Below are 15,816 nucleotides of genomic sequence, written 5' to 3'. Positions count from 1 at the left end.
TTTCTTTGCACCTCCTTTACTGTAGATTATTCCAATCATTCCCAAGCAGTAGTTCCGGAAACAGCAAGAAGTAATTCTTGCCTTACTAACTATTAATCGTCCGATAACCGTTTTATTATCGTCCGACAGTTGTTAAATTATCGTCCGACAACTGTTGGACGATAATTTAACAACTGTCGGACGATTAATAATTAGCAACAGAAATACTAAGCGCTTGAAAAGAAAGGAAGAGAATCCTTGCAGAAAACTAATAGTCCCACACCTATCCACATATCCTATCTTTCGATAAACAGTCCGACCCTTTTCAATCCCCCGAAACCAGGCTTTCATAGGCCATTTCGGTTATTTCGGCACTTCTACAACACATTTTCTCCGAAAAGTTTTTGTAATCTCCAAGTAAATCGTATTTTTGTGTACAATTTTGGTGTAGTGATGACAGACGAAGAAAAGAAGCTATTAAGTACCTTTGAAGCCAGACTGCGGCATTTAATCTATCTGCACGATGAATTAAAACGCGAAAATGCTGAGCTAAAGCAACTTCTTGAAGCCAAAGAGGAGGAATACGGGAAGGTACAAGCTGAATACCGGGAACTGGAACTTAACTACACGAACCTAAAAACAGCTACGACAATCAGCCTTAACGGCAGTGACGTGAAAGAGACGAAACTGCGATTGTCCAAATTAGTGCGTGAAGTCGATAAATGCATCGCTTTGTTGAATGAATAAAGAGAAGAGGATGTATGAACGATAAGATAAAGATAAACCTGCAGATGGCAGGAGCCTCCTACCCTCTCACAATCAACCGTGAGGACGAGGAAATGGTAAGAGAAGCCGCCAAGCAGGTAGATATCAGGCTCAATGCGTATCGGGAGCATTATCAGAATGTGTCTCTAGAGAGAATTATAGCCATGGTGGCCTATCAGTTCGCTTTAGAAAACCTTCAGTTGAAGGACCGTAATGATACTGAACCCTATACAGCTAAAATAAAGGAACTGACAGAGGTATTGGAGACCTATTTCAAGGAACAATAAGCTGCAATCCCTCCGTCGGGTCGGTAAAAGAGAGAAATTCGCGCACTGTACAAAAGTTTGCCCTTCATCAAAGCAAGCTTTTATGCAGTGCTTTTTTATTTATATACTAAAAACAAATTAATAAAATGACAGTAGTTACAATAGTATTATCCATTGCCTGCTTCATTGTCGGAGGGTTTGCCTCGTACTTGTTCTTTAAGCACGGGCTGAAAAACAAATACGACGGTATCCTGAAAGATGCGGAAGCAGAAGCGGAAGTGATTAAGAAGAATAAGTTGCTGGAAGTAAAGGAAAAGTTCCTGAACAAAAAGGCAGACTTGGAAAAAGAAGTGGCCCAACGTAACCAAAAGATACAGCAGGCAGAAAACAAGCTGAAACAACGTGAATTGGTACTGAACCAGCGTCAGGAAGAAATTCAGCGCAAGAAGATGGAAGCAGAAGCCGTGAAAGAAAATCTGGAAGCCCAGCTGACCATCGTGGACAAGAAGAAAGAAGAACTGGAGCACATGCAACGCCAGGAAATAGAAAAACTGGAAGCCATCTCCGGACTTTCTGCCGAAGAAGCCAAAGAGCGCATGGTGGAATCCTTGAAGGAAGAAGCCAAAACGCAGGCCCAGTCCTACATTAACGACATCATGGACGACGCCAAACTGACGGCAAGCAAAGAGGCCAAGCGCATCGTGATACAGAGCATCCAACGCGTGGCTACGGAAACAGCCATTGAAAACTCGGTAACCGTATTCCACATCGAATCAGATGAAATCAAGGGACGCATCATCGGTCGCGAAGGCCGCAATATCCGCGCCCTGGAAGCTGCTACCGGTGTAGAAATCGTAGTGGACGACACTCCGGAAGCTATCGTATTGTCAGCCTTCGACCCGGTTCGCCGCGAGGTTGCACGCCTTGCACTGCACCAGTTGGTGACAGACGGACGCATCCACCCGGCACGCATCGAAGAGGTAGTTGCCAAAGTACGCAAGCAGGTAGAAGAGGAAATCATTGAAACCGGTAAACGTACTACTATCGACCTGGGTATCCACGGTCTGCATCCGGAACTTATCCGCATTATCGGTAAGATGAAATACCGTTCTTCATACGGCCAGAACCTTTTGCAGCATGCACGCGAGACAGCCAATCTTTGCGCTGTGATGGCATCAGAGCTGGGACTCAACCCGAAGAAAGCAAAACGTGCCGGACTGCTGCATGATATAGGTAAGGTACCCGATGAGGAACCGGAATTGCCGCATGCACTCTATGGTATGAAGCTGGCGGAAAAGTTCAAGGAAAAGCCGGACATCTGCAACGCCATCGGTGCCCACCACGACGAAGTGGAAATGACCAGCCTGCTGGCCCCCATCGTACAAGTATGCGATGCCATTTCAGGAGCACGCCCGGGAGCACGCCGCGAAATTGTAGAAGCATACATCAAGCGCCTGAACGACCTTGAGCAACTGGCCATGTCCTATCCGGGAGTGACAAAGACATATGCCATCCAGGCAGGCCGTGAGTTGCGTGTCATTGTCGGTGCAGACAAGATTGACGACAAGCAGACGGAGAACCTTTCCGGTGAAATCGCCAAGAAGATTCAGGATGAAATGACTTATCCGGGTCAGGTGAAGATTACCGTTATCCGTGAGACACGTGCGGTGAGCTACGCAAAGTAACACATCAGAAAAGAAAATAAATGCATTCAGGTGGGGCTCACAACCCACTGAATGCTTTTTTTAGGCGCGGATTACGCGGATCTCACGGATTTAGTTCACCAAATCCGCGTTATTCCGCGTAATCCGCGCCTAATATTATATCCCAACAAGAGCCTCATATATTTCAATATCTTCTTTTTTTATTTTATATTCCGACAACCCTAACCCCTACCAATAACATGAAAGATTATCAGTTTGAAGTTTGTGCCAACTCCGTAGAGAGTTGTATTGCCGCACAAGCCGGCGGAGCAGACCGGGTGGAACTATGCGCAAGTATCCCCGAGGGAGGGACAACCCCCTCATACGGCGACATCCTCATCGCACGGGAAGTATTGCAGCAGACCAAATTGCATATCATTGTCCGTCCCCGCGGAGGAGACTTCCTTTACTCCTCCACCGAACAGCGCATCATGCTGAAAGACATAGAGAATGCCCGCCGTCTAGGCGCTGACGGAGTCGTGTTCGGTTGCCTGACGGCAGAAGGAGATGTAGACATTCCATTGATGGAGCAGCTTATGAAAGCCTCACAAGGGATGTCCGTCACCTTCCACCGTGCTTTCGATGTATGCAGAAATCCACGAAAAGCAATAGAAGATATTATCGCATTAGGATGCAACCGCATCCTAACTTCCGGACAGCAACCTACAGCAGAGCGAGGCATTCCCCTTTTGAAAGAGCTCCAACAACAAGCATCAAGCCGAATCATTCTATTGGCAGGCTGTGGGGTGAATGAAGCCAACATAGCCCACATTGCCCGAGAAACCGGCATCCGCGAATTTCATTTCTCCGCCAGGGAGAATATCGAGAGTTCCATGCTCTATCATAATTCCGCCGTCTCTATGGGAGGAACGGTACATATTGATGAATATACACATGCCGTCACTACTGCGGAGCGGGTAAAGCGTACAATCGGAGCATTAGAAGCCTCTCCCCTAGCCCCTCCCCCGTAGAGGGGGACAGAGATAGTCCTACAAAATACAAACAAGAGTGACTTCAAAACTCCCCTCCCTACGGGGAGGGGTCGGGGGAGAGGCCTATAAAAAAAGGATGTACTTTCGGTACATCCTTATTTCTTATATCATTAGGATATGTATTATTTCTTCACCGGAGAAGAGTATCTTGCATTCAGACCATCCAGAATCTCACGAGTGATGTTGTAGACACTGTCTGCATAGAGCAGATTGTCAAAACCCGTATTGCTGATAATCATGCTGTAACCTTTTGTCTTATTGTACTCCTTCAGGAAAGCGTTGATAGAATCACGCAGTTGCAAGCTATTCTTTTCATTCTCACTCATCAATTCAGACTGCAGCTTGTTGCTCAGGTTCTGCAAATCCTGCTCCAACTTTGCGATGCGGTTGTATTCCTGCTGCGCTCTCTCCTGAGAAAGATAAGCGTTGTTCTGATACTTTGTCTGGAATTCCTGCTTCTGCTTCTCCAGTTCGCTGGCTTTCTGGTTCAATGTCAGACGGACATTCTCGCCCTTCTTCACCATAGCCTCATTCAAGTCTATGCAATAGTTGTATTTTGCCAAAAGCGTATCTATTTCAACATAAGCAATTTTCATTTCCGATAATCCGCCGGCTTGTGCAGGAGCATTTGTTGTCTGTTTATCAGTATTGCCGGCACATTGAGCAAATAAAACGATCAGTGCGAGAGCTGCCAGACCGTTCATGAGGTAGTTTAATCTCTTCATAATTGATAAATATTGTTTTTTAAAATTAGTTCATACTATCGTTTAAGGCTTTTTCCAGTTCATCAATGGAAAAACGGGATTTGCGTTGTGCTTCTCTGTCCTGCGACTGCGCACAGCCGATACCTCTATCGCGCATTGCCTTATTGCCACTGACATGCCCGTTAGGGAACCTGCCGCCTTTCACAAAAAAGACCTTCACACCCAATAAAACAATGCAAATAGCAACTATTAACAGAGTTATCAATATTGTATCAAGCATTTCCATTAATTTTGTTACATGAAAATAGTGTTTTTACTATTTTTGTGGGTGCAAATATAGGGCTTTGGTTGGACTAACTCGCCTTTTTTACTCTAAAAAAAGAGAAAGGGGAATAAAATAGTCAATCAATTTAACCATATTTAGCAATAAGTGGTTAATTTAATGGAGAATTGATATTTGACAATTGATAATGAAGGCTGCATAAACACATGTAAGGCAGCCGCTAATTCAGATAATTATGGAAAAAAAAGACTTGAAACCGGCTGGTGTATTTCACTATTTCGAGGAAATCTGCCAAGTGCCGCGCCCTTCGAAGAAGGAAGAGAAAATCATTGCTTACTTAAAAGCATTCGGAGAAAAACATAAGTTGGAAACGAAGGTGGACGAAGCCGGAAACGTTCTGATAAAGAAACCCGCTACTCCGGGTATGGAAAACCGCAAGACTGTCGTACTTCAATCGCACATCGACATGGTATGTGAAAAGAACAACGACGTGAAGCACGACTTCCTGACCGACCCTATCGAAACCGAAATTGACGGTGAATGGCTGAAAGCCAAAGGTACGACCTTGGGAGCCGACAACGGCATCGGTGTAGCCACCGAACTGGCTATCCTTGCCGACGACAGCATCGAGCACGGTCCTATCGAATGCCTCTTCACCGTGGACGAGGAGACCGGACTGACCGGTGCCTTCGCCCTGAAAGAAGGCTTCATGAACGGAGACATTCTGTTGAACCTCGATTCCGAGGATGAAGGCGAGCTCTTCATCGGCTGTGCAGGAGGTATAGATTCCGTTGCCGAATTCACCTACCGGGAAGTGGACGTACCGGCAGGGTATTTCTGCTGCAAAGTGCAGGTAAAGGGGCTGAAAGGCGGACACTCCGGCGGCGACATACACCTGGGGCGCGGCAATGCCAACAAGCTGCTGAACCGCTTCCTGAGCCAGGCATCCCAGAAGTACGACATGTACCTTTGCGAAATAGACGGTGGTAACCTGCGCAACGCCATTGCCCGCGAAGCACACGCGGTAATTGCTATACCCGATGCCGACAAGCATGCCCTGCGTACAGACTTGAATGTCTTTGCCGCCGAAGTGGAGGCAGAATATGCCGTCGTTGACCCGGACCTCCAATTCGTGCTCGAATCGGAAGCAGCCCGTCCCAAAGCCATTGACAAAGATACCGCCAAGCGATTGCTGCAAACCATCTATGCCGCACCCCACGGTGTGTATGCCATGAGCCAAGACATTCCGGGGCTGGTGGAAACCTCCACCAATCTGGCCTCCGTAAAGATGAAGCCCGGTCGTATCATCCGCATCGAGACCAGCCAGCGCAGCTCTACTGCCTCCTCCAAACAAGACATTGCCAATATGGTGCGCACTGTATTCGAAATGGGTGGAGCAGCCGTATCCTTCGGCGACGGGTACCCGGGCTGGAAACCCAACCCGCATTCAGAAATCCTGGAAGTGGCTGTTGAGTCCTACAAACGTTTGTTCGGTGTAGATGCCAAGGTAAAAGCTATCCATGCAGGCTTGGAATGCGGACTGTTCCTTGACAAATACCCGGCACTGGACATGATTTCCTTCGGACCTACCCTGCAGGGTGTGCACTCTCCCGACGAACGGATGCTGATTCCTACCGTACAGAAGTTCTGGGACCATCTGCTGGATATACTGAAGCACATTCCGGTGAAGTAATTTAATTCACTAATTCACCACAGAGGGCACAGAGTTCCACAGAGTTTTTTTGTTTTTCTTCATATAGATTTAAAAGACTCTATAAAACCCTGTGAGACCCAGTGTCCTCTGTGGTGAAATCAGATAATAAACATGCAAAAACACTCTCACATAGGAATCATATTCTTTCTTCTCTTCCTGCACACCAGCCTGCACGGACAAGAGAGCAAAGACACGCTTTCCTTCCGCGTGGTGAGTTATAATGTGGAGAACCTTTTTGATGTCCGGCACGACACACTAAAGAATGACCACGAGTTCCTGCCGGATGCCACCCGGCATTGGAACTACTCTAAATACAGAAAGAAACTGGATAATATAGCCCGCGCCATCATCGCCACCGGAGGATGGACACCGCCCGCCCTTGTTGCCTTGTGTGAGGTGGAGAATGACAGTGTGATGCGCGACCTTACCCGCTACTCTGCCTTGCGCGAAGCAGACTACCGGTATGTGATGACACAATCTCCCGACGAACGCGGCATCGACGTAGCGCTGTTGTATCAACGCAATCTTTTCAAACTGCTTTCCTATCAGAGCCTCCCCGTAGACAAGCCCCGGAAAAATAGCCGTCCCACACGGGACATTCTTCACGTCAGCGGATTGTTGCTGAACCGGGATACGCTTGATGTACTGGTAGCTCACTTCCCATCTCGTTCGGGAGGGGCAAAAGAATCTGAACCTTACCGGCTACTGGCTGCCCGAAAGGTGAAGCATGCCATAGACAGCCTATACACGATACGCCGACATCCGCAAATTGTCCTTTTAGGGGATTTCAACGATTATCCGGAGAATAAATCGGTAAAGGAGGTGTTGGAGGCAGCAGTACCGCCGGCATTGCAAGACTCTCTACATCCACAAAAACTTTACCATCTACTGGCAGGAAAAGCCAAGACACGCAAGCACTTCGGCAGCTACAAGTATCAAGGAGAATGGGGACTGCTGGACCATATCATCGTATCGGGTACGCTGCTGCAAGAACACGCACCGCTATATACAGAGGAAGCAAGAGCAAATGTATTCCACCCTCCCTTCCTACTGACAAGAGACAAGAAATACGGAGGAAAGCAACCCTTCCGCACCTACTACGGGATGAAGTATCAAGGCGGGTACAGCGACCACCTGCCCGTATATGCGGAGTTCCGGTTGGTATATTAGTCGGAATACTGATACAGCTTCAAGTCAAACTTCTGTACCATCACCAGCAAGTGGTCGAAGATGTCGGACTGAATGCGCTCGTACTCTTTCCATACCTTGTTGCGAGAGAAGAAATATACCTGGATAGGCACCCCATACGTCGTGGGTTCCTTCTGGCTGATAATCAAGTCCATCTCCTGGTTCACCACCGGCAGGCTGCACAAATAGCGTTCGATGTAGATACGGTAGAGCTGCGCATTGGTTGGCACCTCTCCTTCTGCCGGCTGATAGTCGGCCATCAAGGGGACCTCCTTGCGGATATTATCCAGCATTTCGGGAGTGCAGAACTTCAGGGTAGTCATATCCAGAAAGATATTCTTGTTTACCCGTCGCCCGCCACTTTCCTGCATGCCGCGCCAGTTCTGAAAAGAGTTGTTCACCAGGGTATACGGCGGTACGGTCGAGATGGTTTCGTCCCAGTTGCGTATCTTGACCGTGTTCAGCGTAATCTCCTCTACAACTCCATTGGCAACGCCACCCGGCAGCGCTATCCAGTCCCCTATCCGCAACATGTCGTTGGCAGAGAGCTGCACGCCGGCCACAAACCCCAGAATGCTGTCCTTAAATACCAGCATCAGTACCGCCGCAGATGCGCCCAGACCGGCAAACAAGGTCATAGGAGACTTGCCTATCAGCACTGAAACCACTATGATGCCTCCGATAAAAAACAGCAGCACTTGCAATACCTGCACGAAGCCTTTCAGCGGACGGTTCTTCTGCTTGTCCTTCATGTTATAAACATCGAGCATCACCAGCAACAAGCCGTTGATAGTAAGCAGCACCGCCACAATGATATAGACAGCACACACCTTTTGTGAGAACTCAAGCATCTCCTTTCCACGCACAAAGGCCATGGGTAGCAGGTAGTAGATGAGGATTCCGGGCAGAATATGTATCAAATGGTGTATCACCCTGCGTTTCATCAGCAACGTATTCCACTGATGGGGAGAGCGCCGGGTATAATGCTTCATACCGCCAACGAAGATTGCCTGGCACAAGTAGTCCAGCCCTATCGAAAGCCCCACCATCAGCAGTGCAATAATCGTCTCGTCAAACATATCGGCAAACTTCGGGTCTATCCCCCAACCTGTCAGGATTTTATTCATCCATCCTCCTAAACTCATCATAAGCTATCTTTTTTTTTGAAGTGTCTTGTTTGTATAACAATCCAAAGATAAAGATGTTTTCAAAGAACGGTAAGCATATACCCTTTTTTCATCAACGACTCAATCCTCACGCCCGGGTCGTTTTTTAGTGCCCGCCGCAGATAGGACATCTGTACATTCAAGGCAAGGGAGTTGGCATACGAGGCAGTGCCCCACACAGCATCCAGCAACGTATCTCGACTGACAGTCTTATTCACATTCAGCGCCAGCAAGCGAAGGATATCGGCTTGACGGGAAGTAATCAGCACCTTACTATTTCCCGTACGAATCTCGTTCGTACTATAATTGAATACAGACTGACCAAAACGGTAAGTCTCCTCCTCCACCGTATCAGAAAATTGGGAAGTGAAACGTTCATGGATACGGGCTATAAGTTCTTCCGGATAAAACGGCTTAGCAAGGTAATCATTCGCACGAAGCAAGAAACCTTGCAGGCGGTCGGCCTTATCGCTACGGTCGGAAAGGAAAAAGATGAGGACATGTTTATCCGTCTCGCGGATACGTTCGGCCACTTCAAAGCCATTGTAACCGGGCATATTGATATCGAGCAATACCAAATCAGGCTTTATGAGCGGAAATTGTTCCAGAGCAATTTTCCCGTTTCCGGCATAAGTCACTTCATAGCCTTCCTTCTCAAGAAAGCGCTTCAGCAGCATGGAATATTTCAAATCATCATCGGCAAAAAGTATTTTCAAGGCTTTCATATCATTGGTTATTTTAGAGTAGGGATTATGCGGGTTAGCACGGACTTATTGAGGAATATTAATTTCAATCATTGTTCCCTTGCCTGCCTGACTATTTAAAGAAATGCTTCCATGATGCGCCTCTACCAGCAACTTTACATAGCTCAACCCCAGGCCAATGCCGGGCAACGAACGGTCGGGAAGATTACTGCCCCGATAGAACTTATCGAATACACGGTTCTGTTCGGAAACCGGAATGCCGATGCCATCATCAGACACCCGTATCGTCAATTGGTGATCCTGCAAAAGGCAATCTACAACGATATGTACAGACTTGCCCGAATACTTTACGGCGTTCTCTATCAAATTACTGATAATATTAGAAACATGCACCGGGTCTGCCGTTGCCAGAGTCTCCGGACTAAAATGGGTTTCAATAGCAACATCCTTATCCTCAGGAACATGGTAAAGCCGGACAAGCTTTTCCAAACTCGTCTTTATATCAAATGTACGGACGGAAAGCTGCGTATGTTCATCATCGGCACGTGTCATATCACGTAGTTTTGAAAGATAGGCCGACAAGTTATCCAGCTCGGACATGGAATCGTGAATCACTTCATCCATCGCTTTCTCATCTGTTCGCATAGACTTGTCATTGAGAAAGGCGATACACATTTTCAGAGCCTGGACGGGACGTTTCAGTTCATGTATCATAGTGTTTACAAAGCTTTTCCGCAGTTCGTCTATCCGTCGTTGCTTCAAGATGGTTTTTATCTGAAACAGCAGACAAAGCCCCAGCAGAAATATCAGGCAGGTGCTGCCCACTAACTGCCACCCCATACGCACAAGTACCACATGAGGTGAAACCTTCACGGAAACAAGCACAAACTGGCGTTTCAGGGGATTATAAGGATACATTACTTCTATATATGGATTGAACAATGTACCTTGCCGTTTCAGTTCCGCATTCCACTGGTAAATGGAATCTTCGGAAACCACCAGATGCGTAGTAAACGTTTGTTCGTCCAAACGTATGGCAAGCAAGGAATCAAATTGCTGCAACGCAAAAGGCACATCCAACTCCAAACGATAAAGATTAATAATAGAGTTCAAGTTAGGAGCATCTTTATCGGACATATTGATTTTGAATGAATCCTTCGCAATGAGCCGCTCTTCCGGCAAAAGGGTGTCTAACGCCAATGCCCATTCCCTACGCTTTGCCTCTCTCTCTTTATCATCTGTACTGGCAGAATCCTGCTGCTCTATTTTGAGAGTTTCTATATTCTTTTGGCCCAAGCTCTCCAAGTCCCGCCCCTTCAGAACACCCAAAATTAATTCGTCGATAGTGGTCCGCTTTTCCAAATCAATGGATTTGCTAAGCTGATAGAAGAACATATTGGTATTGCTAAGCACCTTTTTGGGTTGAGGAGTACGGATAGAGTCATACTGTTGGGCGGTCTGCAAGATGCAATCATAAATACCATTGATTTGTTCATCATTCATATACTGATACTGATTACGCAACCAGTAGACCTGTCCGCAGGTAATAAGCAGCATCGATGCGATGGAGAATATCCAAACGATCTTAATCCGTTGTTCCATAATTGTTCTTTTTTAGTCCCACTTAGAAAGACTTTCATTTAGTACCGGCAAAGGTAGAAGTTAGCTTGCAAATATAGGTACGTGCGAGGCAGATATTATGCATTGAGTAATATTTCAGTAATAACTTTCAGCCTCTTCTGAAGCAAAATCCGCATAGTTTTGCAGTACAATAATCGCTGGAAGCAATATGTATAGTAAAACAGAAATGATTTGCGAAAAAAAGAGGTGAAATAGAGAGTAACTCAATTCCCCTCCTCCGGGGAGGAGGAGAAGTAAGTTACCCCGCATTTTTTCGCAAACCAATTCCGTTCGACTATAAAACCTCTAAAAATGTAAAAACTATGAGTGCAAGAATTATTTTCCTCAATCTGTGTGTCGCTATATTGTTCGCATCACAAGCGAAGGCACAAATCATCGTTTCTGATGGAACGAAAATACAGAATGACACCATCGGTGAAGCACAAATCCTTGTGCAATATGAAACGCGCTGCATCAGCAATACGGAAAAGCCGGAAAATGTTACGGAAGAAACCATGATGCTGGAAGTCGGTAAAAATCTCTCCAAGTTCTACAGTTACACCAAGTATGTTTGCGACTCTGTACTGGCAGTAGACTTCGCCAATAAAGCCTCGCAGGAAACGATTAATGAACATCTGAAACAATACGGAACAAGCAAACAGAGCGAACGTACCTTCAGAGGTTATCCTGCCGGAAAAGTAACGACTCTCGATGAAGTGGCAGGCATATCCCGCCTGCGTTGCGAAGAAACGGATGAACGTCCGCAGTGGAAGATACTGGCAGAAAACGACAGTGTCCTCTCCTACCTTTGCAGCAAAGCCGAATGTCAATTCAAAGGCCGTACATGGACGGCATGGTTTACTGCAGAAATACCCGTCAGCGAAGGTCCATGGAAGCTTTGCGGACTACCCGGACTGATACTGAAAGCCGAAGACAGTGAAGGGCATTATTCATTCACCGCCACAGGTGTAGAGCAATGCCACACATATCGGCCGATACTTTTCGACGGAAAGAAGCACGAACCGATGAACCGCAAAGCATACAACAAAGTGCACGAACGTTATTATGCCGATCCGGTAGGATTTATCACCGGAAGCATGCCGAACGTCACCGTTAAAGTTAGTGATGAACACGGCAATGCAACCAAGAACCCGAAAAACGTTCCTTATAATCCACTGGAACGAGAAAAATAAGCTACTGGCTGCAGGCTACCAGTGACAAGTACGCTACGCTATAATCATAAAGAAACAAGACTTAGCAATCGACCTATAAAAGATTCTATTTCATTACATACATGATTGCTTCTGAGCTCAGTCACATATTTAGGGTACCTCAGTCCTATACTTAGGGTATCTCAGTATCATACTTAGGGTACCTCAGTCCCATACTTAGACACCTCCATCCTTGCCCATTGATAATCAAAAGATTACAAAAGGAGGAGATTCATACATAAATTAGGACAAGTCTCAGGTACTAAATATTCAATTATTTCAGCATTATGGACAAAAAACTTACTATTCTATTTTTTCTGTTTCTCTTTAGTTCCTTGTCATCTACCTACGCCCAGACGTTGAGCGGCAAGATAACAGATGCAGAAACCGATCAACCGCTGGAAGCTGTAATGATTAGTGTATTACGCGGAAACACAACGATAGACTATGCACTGACCGATGCCAAAGGGCAATTTTCTTTGCCGTGGAAGCATAGCGGAATGCTGCAACTCAATATTTCTTTGTTAGGCTATAAGAGAGAAATGCGGAATATCAATGCTGCAGGAATCCTGAATTTCAGCCTACAACCGGAAGCCATCGTATTAAAAGAAGTACAAATACGTCCCGGACGTATCAATACCCGAAAAGATACGGTGAGATATGACTTGGCACAGTTTGCTTCATCCAAAGATGTGCACATAAAGGATGTATTGAAGAAACTTCCGGGCGTGGATATAGATGAAAACGGACAAGTCAAGTACAAAGGGAAAGCCATCGACCACTACTTTGTGGAAGGAATGGACGTGACAGGTGGACGTTATAACCAAATCAACAACAACCTGAGCGCCAAAGCCGTAAAGAGTGCGGAAATCATGGAGAACTATCAGTCCGTAAAGGCTCTGAAAGAAAAGATTAACTCTGAAGAAGTGGCTCTGAACCTGAAACTCGACCCGAAAGCGCGGGACCAATGGATAGCCAACATCACACTGGGTGCCGGGTGGAGCGATGACAATAAACTCTTGTGGGAGGGGGGACTGAATGCCCTTCAACTGGGCAAAGGCAAGCAGAGTATCTATAATTACAAGACAAATAACCATGGCAAGGACCTCAGTGACGAACAGACAAAATTGACCGGAAGCGGTTGGCAGGAAGTACCGCTTTCCGGTTTTCTCTCCCAGCCGGGCATCAGCGCACCGTTGGATAAAAAACGCTTATTATTCAATGAAACCCACACCCTGAACGGCAACCGTATGTACAAATGGAATGATGACAGCAGCTTACGCCTGCAAGCCGGATATACTCATGAGCTAATCCAACAGCAACGGGGAAATACCCAAATCTATTATCAACCGACAGATACCATACAAATAGACGAAACCTACCATTATCGTCTGAGAAGTGACATCGCTAATCTGGAACTGCGTTATGAAGATAACAGCAGCCGGAATTATATATCCAACCGCTTCACCGTAGACGGAGAAATAAATCGCGGACGTTCGGAGGAACTGGGACAAACTCTGCAAACGTCACAGCTAAGTGCCGGAAACTACTTCAATCTTATCCGAAACCGGGAAAGCGGAACCTGGGAATTTCGTTCGACGACACAGTATGCTTACCAGCCTGCATCCTTACTACTCGAAGAAGGAAAAAGCAAATTCAACCAGCACAACTTCTACACAGATAACAGTGCCGCATATTTACGAAAGTATGATGGATTTACCCAACAATATAAGGCAGGAATACAAGGAGAACGGGCTACCCTGAAATATACTCCGACAAGACAGCCCGATGATTTCAATGCTTCGCATCTGTCATTGTATCTTGCCCCCCACTTCCAGCTGGAACGTGGAAAATGGCTGGCTACACTTTCGCTTCCTCTGAAAGCAGAACGGTATTTCTCACAACAGCGTTCGTTCCTGTTCTTCAATCCGTCCACGTATTTGCGCTATAAACTGGATTATCATTGGACGTTCTCCCTTTATGGCAGCCTGAAACGCTCGGCAGGAGACTTCTCCGACTTGTATCCGGGACTCTACCAAACTGATTACCGCACCTGGCGAGACGGCAACGGACTTTTCCCTACCAGCCTCACGCAAACCTACAATCTCTACGGAGAGTACAAAAACACTGTACAGGAATTTTTCATCACTGCCGCACTAACCTACAGCCGCAGCAACCGGAATACCCTTTTCGAACAGAGTGTTTCCGAAGATGCCATTGTCTACACTCGTCGTGAACTACCGAACCATAACGATAGCTGGAATCTCAGCAGTACTTTGTCCAAAGGTATATACGACTGGCATTTGAAAACCTCACTCACCCTACTACTCAGTCGCAGCAATGGCGAACAGCTTACCCGCCTGACCGACAGCGAGGGTAACCGGCAAAGTCTTCTGCAGACCTATCGTTATGATTATCTGAAAGCAGAGCCTAAAATAATCTGGTCGCCCGCAGATGTTTTTGAAGCGGAATATCATGCCACATTAGGCTATGGCGGCAGCAAGATAGGAAGTGATACCCGTCTCACCCCGTTACTGGACTTCGTACAACGGCTACATCTCACATTCAGTATCGGGCAGGTAGACCTACGGCTATCCGGCGAGCATTACCGGAATGACTTAGGAGGGGACGCACATCTCAACACCGTGTTCGCAGATGCATCCCTTATCTATAAAAGAAAGAAATGGAGATTGGAAGCAAGCCTCAACAACCTGTTCAACAAAAAAGAGTATGCTTACACAACGTATTCCACCACGCAAAGCTACACTTCACGACTAAATATACGTCCGAGGGAAGCAATGATGGCGATAAATTATCAGTTCTGAGCCTGCAATATCATCACCGTGGAATATATCAATATCCCCGCTATCGTCAATCCGCCCACCAATATGGGAGCATAAATATGGGGGACTTTCTTCATGGTCTTATACCCGCTGACTTTCAGGAAAAGGCGATATACAATGTATGCGGCAATCAATCCAACCAATGTTCCCGCGATGAGATCGCCCGGATAATGCACTCCCAAGTAGATACGTGAATAGCAGGTCAACAACGCCCATCCCATCATAAACACAGTGAGCCATCGTTTACGGAAAAGAAACCAGACAAAGAATGCCAGGCCAAAAGTATTGGCAGCATGACAGGAGGGGAATCCATAACGCCCTCCTCGATGTCCGTTTACGATATGTACCATGTCGGATATGGGATTTTCCAGATTGGCGGGACGAAGGCGTTCCACATACGGGCGTATCAATGTTGCCCCCGTCTGGTCGGCAATGGTAATTACGAGTGCCAGACCGACCATGCAGAACAAAGTCACTTTCCAATGGAAGTTGCGCAGCATCACATACCAAATGGCAGCATACATCGGCACCCAGACCCACTTACCGCTGTAGGCACTCATAAAGTAATCGAAAAAGGTGTTGTGCATCCCATTGATGAAAAGGAATATGTTTGTGTCTATATCTATCGCCCCTTGCAAGGCATCCATAAGTGCTGTCATACTTTATACTCTTATACTT

Annotated in this window: 14 protein-coding genes; 8 read left to right on the top strand and 6 right to left on the bottom strand. The window is 46.5% G+C overall.

What is annotated here, in order from left to right:
* Nucleotides 1-432: 432 nt before the first annotated feature.
* The 4 genes from JCM16496_RS05705 to JCM16496_RS05690 all read left to right on the top strand — a co-directional run bounded on the left by JCM16496_RS05705 (nt 433) and on the right by JCM16496_RS05690 (nt 3,684).
* Nucleotides 433-726, top strand: coding sequence for a coiled-coil domain-containing protein (locus JCM16496_RS05705; protein WP_008663836.1), 294 nt, complete (start codon nt 433-435; stop codon nt 724-726).
* Nucleotides 727-740: 14 nt separating this feature from the next.
* The gene (locus JCM16496_RS05700; RefSeq protein WP_005826408.1) at nt 741-1,031 is read left to right on the top strand and encodes a cell division protein ZapA; all 291 of its coding nucleotides are present in this window, start codon (nt 741-743) and stop codon (nt 1,029-1,031) included.
* A 125-nt stretch (nt 1,032-1,156) separates the two neighbouring features.
* Nucleotides 1,157-2,695 (top strand): ribonuclease Y, encoded by a 1,539-nt coding sequence (gene rny / locus JCM16496_RS05695; RefSeq protein ID WP_025832923.1) that lies wholly within the window; start codon nt 1,157-1,159, stop codon nt 2,693-2,695.
* A gap of 218 nt (nt 2,696-2,913) precedes the next feature.
* Complete coding sequence (locus JCM16496_RS05690) at nt 2,914-3,684, top strand: copper homeostasis protein CutC (RefSeq protein WP_025832921.1); 771 nt, start codon at nt 2,914-2,916, stop codon at nt 3,682-3,684.
* 143 nt (nt 3,685-3,827) lie between these two features.
* Here JCM16496_RS05690 and JCM16496_RS05685 read toward each other — a convergent pair whose 3' ends face one another.
* Both JCM16496_RS05685 and JCM16496_RS05680 read right to left on the bottom strand, forming a co-directional pair.
* Nucleotides 3,828-4,430, bottom strand: a complete 603-nt coding sequence (locus tag JCM16496_RS05685) for an OmpH/Skp family outer membrane protein (protein WP_009036606.1) — start codon at nt 4,428-4,430, stop codon at nt 3,828-3,830.
* A 25-nt stretch (nt 4,431-4,455) separates the two neighbouring features.
* Nucleotides 4,456-4,689, bottom strand: coding sequence for a hypothetical protein (locus JCM16496_RS05680; RefSeq protein ID WP_025832920.1), 234 nt, complete (start codon nt 4,687-4,689; stop codon nt 4,456-4,458).
* Between the two features lie 238 nt (nt 4,690-4,927).
* Here JCM16496_RS05680 and JCM16496_RS05675 point away from each other — a divergent pair, with 238 nt between their 5' ends.
* Both JCM16496_RS05675 and JCM16496_RS05670 read left to right on the top strand, forming a co-directional pair.
* Nucleotides 4,928-6,385: an aminoacyl-histidine dipeptidase gene (locus JCM16496_RS05675; RefSeq protein WP_025832919.1), complete on the top strand. Its 1,458-nt coding sequence runs from the start codon at nt 4,928-4,930 to the stop codon at nt 6,383-6,385.
* Nucleotides 6,386-6,517: 132 nt separating this feature from the next.
* A complete protein-coding gene (locus JCM16496_RS05670; RefSeq protein WP_025832916.1) occupies nt 6,518-7,576 on the top strand; it encodes an endonuclease/exonuclease/phosphatase family protein in 1,059 nt (352 codons plus the stop codon).
* Here JCM16496_RS05670 and JCM16496_RS05665 read toward each other — a convergent pair.
* Genes JCM16496_RS05665 through JCM16496_RS05655 form a run of 3 tightly spaced genes read right to left on the bottom strand, consistent with a single transcriptional unit; the run spans nt 7,573 to nt 11,066 of the window.
* Nucleotides 7,573-8,742, bottom strand: coding sequence for a mechanosensitive ion channel family protein (locus JCM16496_RS05665; protein ID WP_025832914.1), 1,170 nt, complete (start codon nt 8,740-8,742; stop codon nt 7,573-7,575). The genes JCM16496_RS05670 and JCM16496_RS05665 overlap by 4 nt on opposite strands.
* A gap of 59 nt (nt 8,743-8,801) precedes the next feature.
* On the bottom strand, nt 8,802-9,485 hold the full coding sequence (locus JCM16496_RS05660; protein WP_025832913.1) for a response regulator transcription factor: 684 nt from the start codon (nt 9,483-9,485) through the stop codon (nt 8,802-8,804).
* 45 nt (nt 9,486-9,530) lie between these two features.
* Nucleotides 9,531-11,066 carry a sensor histidine kinase gene (locus JCM16496_RS05655; protein ID WP_025832912.1) on the bottom strand — a complete coding sequence of 512 codons (1,536 nt, stop codon included), beginning with the start codon at nt 11,064-11,066 and terminating at the stop codon, nt 9,531-9,533.
* 341 nt (nt 11,067-11,407) lie between these two features.
* On the opposite strand from JCM16496_RS05655, the gene JCM16496_RS05645 reads away from it, so the two are divergent.
* Both JCM16496_RS05645 and JCM16496_RS05640 read left to right on the top strand, forming a co-directional pair.
* Nucleotides 11,408-12,277 carry a GLPGLI family protein gene (locus tag JCM16496_RS05645; protein WP_025832911.1) on the top strand — a complete coding sequence of 290 codons (870 nt, stop codon included), beginning with the start codon at nt 11,408-11,410 and terminating at the stop codon, nt 12,275-12,277.
* Between the two features lie 305 nt (nt 12,278-12,582).
* On the top strand, nt 12,583-15,120 hold the full coding sequence (locus JCM16496_RS05640) for a carboxypeptidase-like regulatory domain-containing protein (protein ID WP_025832908.1): 2,538 nt from the start codon (nt 12,583-12,585) through the stop codon (nt 15,118-15,120).
* On the opposite strand, the gene JCM16496_RS05635 is transcribed toward JCM16496_RS05640, so the two are convergent.
* Nucleotides 15,111-15,797 carry a phosphatase PAP2 family protein gene (locus tag JCM16496_RS05635; RefSeq protein ID WP_025832906.1) on the bottom strand — a complete coding sequence of 229 codons (687 nt, stop codon included), beginning with the start codon at nt 15,795-15,797 and terminating at the stop codon, nt 15,111-15,113. The genes JCM16496_RS05640 and JCM16496_RS05635 overlap by 10 nt on opposite strands.
* Nucleotides 15,798-15,816 lie beyond the last annotated feature (19 nt).

The organism is Bacteroides rodentium JCM 16496 (genome assembly GCF_000614125.1).
GTDB lineage: Bacteria > Bacteroidota > Bacteroidia > Bacteroidales > Bacteroidaceae > Bacteroides > Bacteroides rodentium.
The sequence above is the reverse complement of the archived record's forward strand: the minus strand, read 5'-3'. Positions and strand labels throughout refer to the sequence as shown.

Bases quoted from the DNA above. Each gene is read 5' to 3' on its own strand.
- JCM16496_RS05705 (WP_008663836.1), top strand. From the start codon at position 433: ATGACAGACGAAGAAAAGAAGCTATTAAGTACCTTTGAAGCCAGACTG.
- JCM16496_RS05700 (WP_005826408.1), top strand. From the start codon at position 741: ATGAACGATAAGATAAAGATAAACCTGCAGATGGCAGGAGCCTCCTAC.
- rny (WP_025832923.1), top strand. From the start codon at position 1,157: ATGACAGTAGTTACAATAGTATTATCCATTGCCTGCTTCATTGTCGGA.
- JCM16496_RS05690 (WP_025832921.1), top strand. From the start codon at position 2,914: ATGAAAGATTATCAGTTTGAAGTTTGTGCCAACTCCGTAGAGAGTTGT.
- JCM16496_RS05685 (WP_009036606.1), bottom strand. From the start codon at position 4,430: ATGAAGAGATTAAACTACCTCATGAACGGTCTGGCAGCTCTCGCACTG.
- JCM16496_RS05680 (WP_025832920.1), bottom strand. From the start codon at position 4,689: ATGCTTGATACAATATTGATAACTCTGTTAATAGTTGCTATTTGCATT.
- JCM16496_RS05675 (WP_025832919.1), top strand. From the start codon at position 4,928: ATGGAAAAAAAAGACTTGAAACCGGCTGGTGTATTTCACTATTTCGAG.
- JCM16496_RS05670 (WP_025832916.1), top strand. From the start codon at position 6,518: ATGCAAAAACACTCTCACATAGGAATCATATTCTTTCTTCTCTTCCTG.
- JCM16496_RS05665 (WP_025832914.1), bottom strand. From the start codon at position 8,742: ATGATGAGTTTAGGAGGATGGATGAATAAAATCCTGACAGGTTGGGGG.
- JCM16496_RS05660 (WP_025832913.1), bottom strand. From the start codon at position 9,485: ATGAAAGCCTTGAAAATACTTTTTGCCGATGATGATTTGAAATATTCC.
- JCM16496_RS05655 (WP_025832912.1), bottom strand. From the start codon at position 11,066: ATGGAACAACGGATTAAGATCGTTTGGATATTCTCCATCGCATCGATG.
- JCM16496_RS05645 (WP_025832911.1), top strand. From the start codon at position 11,408: ATGAGTGCAAGAATTATTTTCCTCAATCTGTGTGTCGCTATATTGTTC.
- JCM16496_RS05640 (WP_025832908.1), top strand. From the start codon at position 12,583: ATGGACAAAAAACTTACTATTCTATTTTTTCTGTTTCTCTTTAGTTCC.
- JCM16496_RS05635 (WP_025832906.1), bottom strand. From the start codon at position 15,797: ATGACAGCACTTATGGATGCCTTGCAAGGGGCGATAGATATAGACACA.